10 protein-coding genes and 1 other RNA gene are annotated in these 10720 nt (G+C 30.7%); 10 read left to right on the top strand and 1 reads right to left on the bottom strand.

Features of this window, described 5'->3' with window-relative positions:
• Positions 1 to 37: 37 nt before the first annotated feature.
• The 10 genes from L8X24_RS01575 (at position 38) to L8X24_RS01620 (ending at position 10396) form a co-directional block, all read left to right on the top strand.
• On the top strand, positions 38 to 931 hold the full coding sequence (locus tag L8X24_RS01575; protein ID WP_263663306.1) for a polyprenyl synthetase family protein: 894 nt from the start codon (positions 38 to 40) through the stop codon (positions 929 to 931).
• Positions 931 to 2238: a glutamyl-tRNA reductase gene (gene hemA, locus L8X24_RS01580; RefSeq protein WP_263663307.1), complete on the top strand. Its 1308-nt coding sequence runs from the start codon at positions 931 to 933 to the stop codon at positions 2236 to 2238. Before L8X24_RS01575 ends, hemA begins: the two co-directional genes overlap by 1 nt.
• Positions 2225 to 3925: a proline--tRNA ligase gene (locus L8X24_RS01585; protein WP_263663372.1), complete on the top strand. Its 1701-nt coding sequence runs from the start codon at positions 2225 to 2227 to the stop codon at positions 3923 to 3925. Before hemA ends, L8X24_RS01585 begins: the two co-directional genes overlap by 14 nt.
• Complete coding sequence (locus L8X24_RS01590) at positions 3922 to 4317, top strand: FxsA family protein (RefSeq protein ID WP_263663308.1); 396 nt, start codon at positions 3922 to 3924, stop codon at positions 4315 to 4317. The genes L8X24_RS01585 and L8X24_RS01590 overlap by 4 nt, the downstream gene beginning before the upstream one ends.
• A complete protein-coding gene (hemC, locus tag L8X24_RS01595) occupies positions 4308 to 5234 on the top strand; it encodes a hydroxymethylbilane synthase (RefSeq protein WP_263663309.1) in 927 nt (308 codons plus the stop codon). Before L8X24_RS01590 ends, hemC begins: the two co-directional genes overlap by 10 nt.
• Positions 5235 to 7028: a menaquinone biosynthesis decarboxylase gene (locus tag L8X24_RS01600; protein WP_263663310.1), complete on the top strand. Its 1794-nt coding sequence runs from the start codon at positions 5235 to 5237 to the stop codon at positions 7026 to 7028.
• A gap of 121 nt (positions 7029 to 7149) precedes the next feature.
• A complete protein-coding gene (locus L8X24_RS01605; RefSeq protein WP_263663311.1) occupies positions 7150 to 7491 on the top strand; it encodes a FlaG family protein in 342 nt (113 codons plus the stop codon).
• A gap of 2 nt (positions 7492 to 7493) precedes the next feature.
• Complete coding sequence (fliD, locus tag L8X24_RS01610) at positions 7494 to 9794, top strand: flagellar filament capping protein FliD (RefSeq protein ID WP_263663312.1); 2301 nt, start codon at positions 7494 to 7496, stop codon at positions 9792 to 9794.
• Positions 9795 to 9812: 18 nt separating this feature from the next.
• A complete protein-coding gene (gene fliS, locus L8X24_RS01615) occupies positions 9813 to 10184 on the top strand; it encodes a flagellar export chaperone FliS (protein WP_263663313.1) in 372 nt (123 codons plus the stop codon).
• Entirely contained in the window at positions 10181 to 10396 is a 216-nt protein-coding gene (locus L8X24_RS01620) for a hypothetical protein (RefSeq protein WP_257941661.1), read from the top strand. Before fliS ends, L8X24_RS01620 begins: the two co-directional genes overlap by 4 nt.
• On the opposite strand, the gene rnpB is transcribed toward L8X24_RS01620, so the two are convergent.
• Positions 10391 to 10715: RNase P RNA component class A (rnpB, locus tag L8X24_RS01625), an RNA gene on the bottom strand. The genes L8X24_RS01620 and rnpB overlap by 6 nt on opposite strands.
• Positions 10716 to 10720: the final 5 nt, after the last annotated feature.

The following is a 10720-nucleotide window of genomic DNA, read 5'->3' on the forward strand; positions in this document are numbered from 1 at the left end:
AATAAAATATAATTATAAGAAAACTAAGGAAAGCATAGTGCAAAAGATCGATCAGTATATGCATGAATTTTTATCTGAATTAAATTATGAGCCTATTTTAACCATGAGTTCAAAACTTCAAGGTGGTAAAAAATTACGCTCAAAACTACTTTTAAAAATAGCTGGGGAAAGTGATATTAGCTATAAAATCTGTGCTATTATAGAGTTAATTCATGCTGCAAGCTTATTGCACGATGATGTGATTGATGAAGCAAAATTAAGAAGAGGTGTAAAGTCTATCAATGCACAATTTGGAGCTAAAAATGCTATCATGCTTGGAGATATTTTATACTCAAAAGCCTTCTATGAACTTTCTTTGATTGATTTAAAATTAGCAAAAATCATTTCTAATGCTGTTGTTATGCTTTCTGTTGGGGAATTAATGGATGTAAATTTAAGCGAAACTTTCAATACTGATAAAAATGCTTATTTACAAATGATATATAACAAAACAGCCATTTTAATCGAAGCTAGCGCAAGGTGTGGGGCAATACTTGCTAATTTAAATGAAGATGATTTTGCAGAATATGGTAAAAATTTAGGTTTAGCTTTTCAAATTGTAGATGATATTTTAGATATCAAAGGTGATGAGCAAATTTTAGGTAAACCTGCTATGAATGATTTTAAAGAAGGTAAAACCACTCTTGCTTATATGTATTTACACGAAAAATTAAATCCACAAGATCAAGAAATACTTAAGTCTTATTACAAGAAAGATTTAAGTGTAAATGAGCTTGCTTGGATTAAAAATAAAATGCAAGAGCATGAAATTTTTAATCAAGTTGGCCAAGAACTAAACACTTATGCAAATAATGCACTAAAAGCTATAAAAAAATACAATATAAAAGATTTAGAAGATATTATTAAAAGCATGATAGAAAGGGAATTTTAATGCATTATTACTGCATCAGTTTTACACATAAAAATACAGATATTGCTACTAGAGAAAAACTTTCCTTTTCTAATGAAGACAAAAAAAGAGAATTACTAAAGCTAATCCATACTAATAATAAAATTTTAGAAAGCTTAGTGCTTAGTACTTGCAATAGGGTTGAAATTTTTCTTTTTGTTGGGGATGTTGAAAGCATTAATGAGCATATTTTAAAAACACTTAGTTTGCTTTGTGGGGTTGATAGAGAAAATTTAAGCACCAAGGCTGATTTTTACGAAGATAGCGGAGCCATCCATCATTTATTTTCTGTGGCAAGTTCGCTTGATAGCTTGGTTATTGGTGAAACACAAATTGCTGGACAATTAAAAGATGCTTATAAATTTGCCCTGCAAGAGCAAAGATGTGGTGTGCATATAACTAGAGCAGTTCATTATGCTTTTAAATGTGCGGCAAATGTTAGAAATCAAACTGAAATTTCTAAAAATCCTATTTCAGTTGCTTCAGTGGCGGTGGCAAAAGCTAAAGAACTTGTAAATTTAGAAAATAAAACTGCTGTTGTAGTAGGTGCAGGGGAAATGAGCGAACTAGCCTGTAAGCATTTATTAAATGCCAAGGCTAAAGTATTGATATTAAATAGAGATATACAAAATGCCCAAAAGCTTTGCGAGGATTTAGGTGAAAATGCAAGCTATGAAAGTATTGCAAATTTAAAAGAAGTACTAAATCAATATGAGATATTTTTTAGCGCCACAAACGCTCCGCATGCTATCATAACCAATGATTTATTAGAAGAAAAAGATTATAAAAGATATTTTTTTGATATAGCAGTGCCTAGGGATATTGATGTAAAAGCAAATGAAAAAAATATAGTTTATGCTGTTGATGATTTAGAAGAAGTTGTAAGAAAAAATTTAACTCTAAGAGAACACCAAGCCCAAATTGCTTATTCCATAGTAGGTACTATGACAAATGAGTTTTTTCAACATCTAAGCAAACTAGCAACCTTGCCTTTAGTTAAGCAATTACGCTTACAAGCTGATGAAATCGCTAAAGAACAATTACAAAAGGCTATAGATAAAGGATATTTAAAGCACTCAAACCATGAAGAAGCAAGAAAGCTTATAAGACAAGTAATGAATGCATTTTTACATCATCCTAGCGTAAATTTAAAAAAACTAAGCGGAACTATGCAAAATGATTCAGTAATTAATGCTATGCGTTATGTGTTTGATTTAAAAAATGAAAATATGGAAGGTTTAAACCTTTATAAATGTGAATTTAATTTGGAGAATAATCATGAAATTTAGTAAATTTTATGCCATAAGCACAAAAGAAAATCCAAAAGATGCTACTTTACCAAGTCATATATTTTTAGTTAAAGGTGCCTTTGTAGAACAAATTGGAAGTGGTTTGTATAATTTTTTACCTTTAGGAAAAAGAGTTTTAGATAAGATTAAAAATATCATCAAAGAAGAAATGGATAAAGCAGGGGCTTTAGAAGTAAATTTAAGTTTTAATACCCCAGCTGAACTTTGGAAAGAAAGTGGGAGATTTAATGTTTTTGGTAAAGAGCTTTTACGCTTTAAAGATAGAAAAGAAAATGATTTTGTTTTAGGGCCAACCCATGAAGAAGCTATGGTAGCTTTAGTAAGAAATAAAATAAATTCTTACAAACAACTTCCTTTGCATTTGTATCAAATAGGACTTAAATTTAGAGATGAAGCTAGACCTAGATTTGGACTTTTAAGATGTAGGGAATTTTTAATGAAAGATGGCTATAGCTTTCATGCTAGCGAAGCTGATTTAGATAAAGAATTTAATCTTATGCATGAAACTTATAGTAAAATTCTTACAAGATTAGGACTTGAATTTAGAGCTGTTGAAGCTGATAGTGGGGCTATTGGTGGCAGTGGTTCAAAAGAATTTATGGTTTTGGCTAAAAATGGCGAGGATGATATATTATTATGTGAGCATTGTGATTATGCTGCAAATATTGAAGCAGCAAAAAGAGCTAAAAAAAGTTGTGAAGATGAAAGGCCAGAAGCTGACTTTGCTACACAATTTCACACTCCAAATGTAAAAACTATAGAAGAATTAGCGGAATTTTTTAAAATTAACCCTTACTATACTATTAAAGCTATTGCTAAAAAAGCTATTTATGAAAATGAAGAAAAAATTGTAGTATTTTTTATACGCGGTGATGATGAATTACAAGAAGTTAAAGCACTAAATGCAGCAAATGCACTAGAATTGGCCGATGTAAGTGAAGAAGAATTAGAAAAAGCAGGTTTGGTACCAGGATTTATCGGCTTTGTAGGATTAAATGGCGTTGATTTTTATATTGATCATGAGCTTGAAAATGAAACAAATATGATTATTGGAGCAAATAAAAAAGATTATCATTTAGTCGGAATCAATGTTGTAAATTTAAATAAAGAACGCTTTAAAGATCTTGCGGCAGTTAAAGAACATGATCTTTGTCCAAGATGTCAGCACAAGCTTAAGCAAAGCAAGGGTATTGAAGTAGGCCATATTTTTAAACTTGGAAATAAATACTCAAAAGCAATGAATGCAAGCTATTTAGATGAAAATGGTAAAGCTCAATTTTTCACTATGGGTTGTTATGGTATGGGAGTGAGCCGTTTAGTAGCTGTTGCTATAGAAGCAAGCCATGATGAAAAAGGTTGTATTTGGAATAAAACTCTAGCTCCTTTTGTTTTAGATATCATCGTTTCTAATATAAAAGACACAAAAGCTATGGAATTTGCTGAACAAATTTACACTCATTTTAGTGATAAAGAGATTTTATTTGATGATAGAAATGAGCGTTTTGGTGTAAAGATTAATGATTTTGAATTAATGGGCTTTCCTTATGCTTTAGTTATAGGTAAGGGCTTAGAAAATGATGAAGTAGAATTAATCCATAGAAATACCTTAGAAAAACAAGTTTTGAAAACTCAAGAAGCAATTTCACACTTAGAGAAAATTCTATGATGGTAAAAACAAATTTAAGTGCATTTTTGATTTTAGAATTAATCGCTAGTATTTTATTTATAACTTTTTTTGGTTTTTTAAATTTTTTTATGATAGTTTTTGCAAGTATGTTTTTAGGAGCAATGTTTTTAGCAAAGACTTGGACAAATCTCATCACTATGCAAAATACCAACACGAATTTATTTGGTATGATTAAATTATTTTCTTTAACTATAGTAGGAATTTTGCTTTTAATACCAGGAATTTTAAGTACATTTTTAGGAATTTTACTCTTATTTTTCATGATGATATTAAAATTATTTACAAAACAAAAAAGAAAATATCATCAAACGAACAACGAAGAAGAAATCATAGATGTAGAAATCATACAGGAGCATAAAAAATGCAATTAATCATCGCAACAAGAAAAAGCCAACTTGCATTATGGCAAAGCGAATATATAAAAAACAAATTATCCCAAACACATCCTGAATTAGAAATTTCTTTAGAGGGTTTTAAAACTAAAGGTGATGTTTTACTTGATTCACCTTTGGCTAAAATAGGCGGAAAAGGACTTTTTACAAAAGAACTTGAAGAAAGTATGTTAAGAGGCGATTCGCATTTAGCTGTGCATAGCTTAAAAGATGTGCCGAGCTTCTTTCCTGATGGCTTAGTTTTAGCTGCTATTTCAAAAAGAGAAGTGGTAAATGATGCTTTTTTAAGTGAGTATTATGAGAGCTTAAATGCTCTTCCAAAAGGTGCAAAAGTAGGCACTACAAGCCTTAGAAGAAGAATGCAACTTTTAGCGTTAAGGCCTGATTTAAACATCATTTCTCTAAGAGGTAATATCAACTCGCGCTTAGAAAAACTTAAAGCTAAAGAATTTGACGCTATTATTTTGGCTTTAGCTGGTATTAAACGCTTAGGTTTAGATAAAGAAATAAAATACATTAGAGCTTTTGAGCTTGATGAGATGATACCCGCAGCTTCCCAAGGAGCTTTAGGTATAGAAAGCATTAATGATAAACAAATTTTAAAATACCTTGAATGTTTAAATGATGAAAATGCCTTTATAGAAACCAATATAGAAAGAGATTTTATAAAAACTCTAGAAGGTGGCTGCCAAGTACCTATAGGTATTAATGCAAAAATCATTGATGAAAAAATAGAAATTCGCGCCATAGTAGGCTTACCTGATGCAAGTAAAATTCTCAAAGAAAAAAGAATGATTGATAAACAAGATTACGCAAAAGCAGGCGAGCTTTTAGCTAAAGAAATGATAGCAAAAGGTGCAAAAGAAATTTTAAAAGAAGCAGAGAGTATGATATAAATGCAAAAATTCGTAGAGCTTTTAGAAAAAAATAATTTATTAAAAACCATTCATGAGCCCATTGATGTTGATCTTGAAATGGCACATTTAGCTTATATAGAAGTTAAAAAAGAAGACTCAAAAGCCTTACTTTTTACTAATGCAGTAAAAAATGGTAAAAAATACGATTATCCTGTTCTTTTAAATACTTTTTGTAATGAAAAAGCTTTAAAATTAGCATTTGGGAAAGACTATGAAGATATAGCTAAAGAAATTAGCTCTTTACTTAAAATGCATATACCACAAAGCTTTGGTGCAAAATTAAATTTTTTCAAAACCTTACTTGATTTAAAAAATATCCCACCAAAACGCATTAAAAAAGATGGAGAATTCAACTATAAAAGCTTAAATTCATTATATGATATGCCTATTTTAAAAACTTGGGAAAAAGACGCTGCGCCTTTTATCACTATGGGACAAGTTTATACTCAAAGTATAGATGGAAAGCAAAATAATCTTGGAATGTATCGTTTGCAAGTAGTTGATGAAAAAACCTTGCTTATGCATTGGCAAATTCACAAAGATGCGAGCCATTTTTTCCATGAGTATAAAAAAGCAAATCAAAAAATGCCAGTAAGCATAGCCATAGGTGGAGATCCTTTATATATTTGGTGTGCTCAAGCGCCTTTGCCAAAAGGAATTTTTGAACTTTTACTTTATGGTTTTATCAAGAAAAAACCTGCCATTTTGGCAAAATGCAAAAGTAACCATCTTTATGTACCTTATGATAGTGACTTTGTAATTGAGGGCTTTGTAGATCCAAATGAATTCGCACCTGAGGGACCTTTTGGAGACCATACAGGTTTTTACACTCCGGTTGAGCTTTGTCCTATTTTAAAAGTAGAAAAAATCTTTGCTAAAAAAAATGCGATTTATCAAGCTACTGTTGTAGGAAAACCACCCTTAGAAGATAAATACATGGGACTTGGAACAGAAAGAGTTTTTTTGCCTTTACTTCAGACAAATGCTCCTGATTTGATAGATTATAACATGCCTGAAAATGGGGTTTTTCATAATCTAATCTTGGCTAAAATAGAAGCAAAATACCCAGCTCATGCAAAACAAGTCATGCATACTTTTTGGGGAGTAGGGCAAATGAGTTTTGTAAAACATGCTATTTTTGTTGATGAAAATGCGCCTTGTTTGAAAGATTATGACAAACTCATACCTTATATACTCAATCGCTTTGATGAAGAAAAATTACTTATTAGTGAAGGAATTTGCGATCAACTCGACCATGCTTCAAGCGCTTATTGTTATGGTGGCAAAGCAGGGCTTGATGCATGTGGTGATGAGAAAAAAGTTGAACTTGAAATTCTAAGCGATGAGGCTTTACTTTCACTTTTTAAAGAAAAAGATCAAAGTATTTTAAAATTAAAGCAATTTTACACTCAAACCTTTGCTCCAGTTTGCGTGATTTTGATAGATAAAAAAGAAAAAATAACTCAAGTTTTTGAAAAATTACAAACTTATAAAAAACATTTTAGAATTTTAGTTTTCTTAGATTCAGATGCTATTTTAGAAAATCCTTATATGCTAATTTGGCGTGTGGTAAATAATATAGATGCAAAAAGAGATATATTTATCAAAAAAGATTGCGTTGCGATTGATGCAACAAATAAAGGATCATTAGAATATTATCATAAAGAATGGCCTTTAATGACAAATTGTTCTAAAGAAGTTATAGATAGACTTATTACAAGAAATTTACTTCCAAATGATGAAAAATTATTCAAAAAGTTTGAAATTTTTTAATTTTAAGCTTTTTGAGAACACTTTTTGCTTATTAATAATATAGAGATTTTTAATCTAAATATTAAGTTTTTTAAAATTATGTCGATAGAGTATTTTAAAGTCTTTTAAAAAGGAGTTTAAAATGGACATTGGTAATATTCAAAGGGATGCAAACACAGCACAATTTAATACAAAAAGTACTGGAAAAGTATCTCAAGAAAATCAACAGCAAACTGATTTAAATAATCAAGATGAGAATTTAAATGAAAAATTGAAAAATGCAACAGAAAAACTTAATAATCAAATGGAAACACTAGAAACAAACGTACGTTTTGCATATAATGATAAAATCAATGAAATGTATGTTAGTGTAACCGAAAAAGATACTGGTAGATTAATACGCAAAATTCCTAGCGAGGAAGTTATGAAGCTAATAGAACATTTTCAAGGTGTTATTGGCACTATTTTTGATAAGGAGAGTTAATTATGGCAGTAGGTAGTTTAGGAAGTTTAGGAATAGGTTCAGGAGTTTTAACAAGCGATACATTAAACAAGCTAAAAGAAGCAGAAATGAATGCGCATTTAGGTCTTTATAACTCACAGCTTGAAACCAATACTTCAAGACAAAAAGACCTAGCAGAACTTGAAGCTAAGCTACTTGCGTTTCAAACAGCCGTAAATAGCTTAGGTGATGCTTCACAATTTAACAAGAAAAAAGTATCACCTAGTGTAAGTGGAGATAGTGCTGCTGCAAGCTTAGTAGTAGGATCTTTATCTAACCTTACAAACATGAAAGTTATTGTTGATCAACTTGCACAAAAAGACGTATATCAAAGTAATGGATTTAAAGATAAAACTGCCACTGTAATGGGTAGTTTGGGTATAGAAGGTGTAGATGGCAAAACTTCTTTTACTATTACCCAAGATGGAAAAGATTATAAAATCGATATTGATGAAAGTACTACTGTATCTCAGCTTGCAGAAAAAATAAATGCTGCAACAGGTGGAAAAGTAGAAGCTAAAATAGTCAATACAGGAGATAGAGATAATCCATACCGCTTAGTAGTACAAAGTACTGAAACAGGAACTAAAAATAATATTTCTTTTTCAGGTGATGAAAAGTTATTAAATGCTATGGGTTGGGGACTTGATAAAAATAGCATTAGCGCTGGTGGTTTGTATGGTTTTAGACCAATAGGTGCTGGAGATACTGATAAAGATAAAATAAGTGGAAATTTTAGTGGAAATCTTAACGAGAAACTACTTGGTCCTGGTGAAAAAACCTCTTTTACTTTTGTTATTAAAAATGGTGAAAGATATGATAGATTTACCATAGACATAGACGAGAACACTACTTATAAAAGTTTAGCAGAAGATTTAAAAAAACAAACCAATGGAAAAGTTGAATTAAACCTTGATGAAACTGGAAAATCGTTTACTTTTAGAGCTACCAATGGTGGACAATTAAGTCTTTTTGATGGTGGTTATGCAACTGATGCTGAAGGAAATATTGACCAAGCAAATTATGCTAGAGATGAAAAAGCTACTTCATTATTAAGTAGTAAATTTGGCATTACTCTAGATACTAGCACTCCACAAGGCTACAATGTAGCTTCAAACAATGAAAATCATATCCAAAAAGGTATGGATGCTATCTTTAGTGTAGATGGTGTTAAAATGACAAGACCAACTAATACTATCACTGATATAGCTCCAGATGTTACCTTAGAATTAAAACAAAAAGGAGAAATAACTTTTAACGTTTCTCAAGACACTGAAGCACTTGCGCAATCTTTAGAAAGTTTAGTTACTGCTTATAATGATTTAATGATAAATCTTAACGCAGCAACAAAATATGATCCAGAAGCAGGAGTACAAGGGAATTTTGTAGGTGTTAGCGAAATTTATAATATAAAATCTGAGATAAACAATATTTTACTTCAAACTATAACAGTAGATGGAACTGTTACGGTTGGTGATAGTGAAAGTTCAGAAGGGATTGAAGTTTCCTCTAAAGTAAGTTTATCTTTGGCAGATTATGGCTTAACGTTAAACGATGGTGTTTTATCTTTTGATTCAGGAAAATTTAACTCTAAATTTAACGAAGATCCTGAATTAGCTGAAAAATTTTTCGTAGGAAGTAATGGTTTTGAAGATATTGATTTAGCTGGTGATAGAGTAAGTAATCTTGGCAAAGATGATATAACATTTAAAGAAGGTAGTTTTACTATCACTTATAATGATACAACCATAGATTTAAGCAAAACTCCAAATGGAGATCCTTTTGTATTAACAGGTAAAGATGATATTGAAAAAGCTAAAAATTTGGTTGATCATATAAATAGTTTTGGCTTAGAAGGTTTAGAGGCTAGCTTTGAAATCATTAACCAAGGCAATCAAAATCAACAAATTCAATTTAAAATCAAAGGAACTTCAGGTAGTAACTTAGAAATTCAAGGTGATAATGAATTTTTGAAAAAATTTGGTTTAAGTTCTAGAACCTTATATTCAGTTTATAAAGAAGAAACTGGAACTTTTGGTATGCTAAAAAATACCATGGGTGAAATAATGAGTTCTGAAGGTTCATTTGGAGGTTATAAAGCATCTTTAACAAAAGAATCAAAAAATCTAAATGAAACCATAGAAAGCACCAAAGCTTCCATAGAAAGTAGATATGATACAATGTGGTCAAGATGGGCAGCATATGATGGTATCATTGCAAAACTAAATAACCAAGCAAGTGTTATTGCAAATATGATCAATGCAGCAAATAATCAAAATTCTTAAAATAAAGAAAGGGTTTAAATGCTAAATAGTGCAGTTTATAGTGCATATTCACAAAATCAAACTGGTGTAGAATCCCAAGAAAAACTTATAGAAATGCTATATAGTGGAATTTTACGCTTTTCAAGTAGGATAAAAATAGCTATACAAAATGAAAATATAGAAGAAAGAGTGTATTATGTAAAAAGAGCTAGTGCTATTTTTATTGAATTGTTAAATTGTCTTGATTATGACAAGGGCGGTGAAGTAGCACATTATTTAAGTGGCTTATACACTAGAGAATTACAACTTCTTTCTTTAGCAAACATAGAAAACAGTGAAGCAAGAGTAGATGAAGTAATAAATGTAGTAAAAGGCTTATTAGAAGCTTGGAGAGAAGTACACCAAAAATGAGTGAAAAAAAATGGATTGATGAGTTTAAACTAGCTGTTTATACTGAAGATGTAGAAAAAATAGTTAAACTTATGGAAAAACCGGATTATAAAGATTGTCCCAATGAGGCTTTAGCGCTAACTAATGAAGCGATAGCTTTTATGAAAAAAAAGCAAGATGAAATAGCTGTTAATTTACAAAAACTCAAAAAAGCTTCTGCTTATATAAAGTAAAACATGGCTATAAGCCGAGTTCTGTCAAGAACGATCATTTATCTAGACTTGTTTTTACAAACAAGTTCAAGCGAAGGGTTATATTATAAGACAAAAACCACCCCTTCTTGCTGCAGATTGGGTTTACATAGCTAGCTTTGTTACCAAAGCTACTGGTAGGCTCTTACTCTACCGTTTCACCTTTTCCATATAAAATATGGTAGTTTTCTTTCTGTTGCACTTTCCCTTAGGTTGCCCTAGCCATCCATTAGATGGAATCTTTGTCTTATTGCAGCTCGGACTTTCCTCTTCAAAAAGAAGCGATCGCTTGCCATGTTTAGACAA

Source organism: Campylobacter sp. CNRCH_2015_0814 (genome assembly GCF_025772765.1).
Classification (GTDB): Bacteria; Campylobacterota; Campylobacteria; order Campylobacterales; family Campylobacteraceae; genus Campylobacter_D.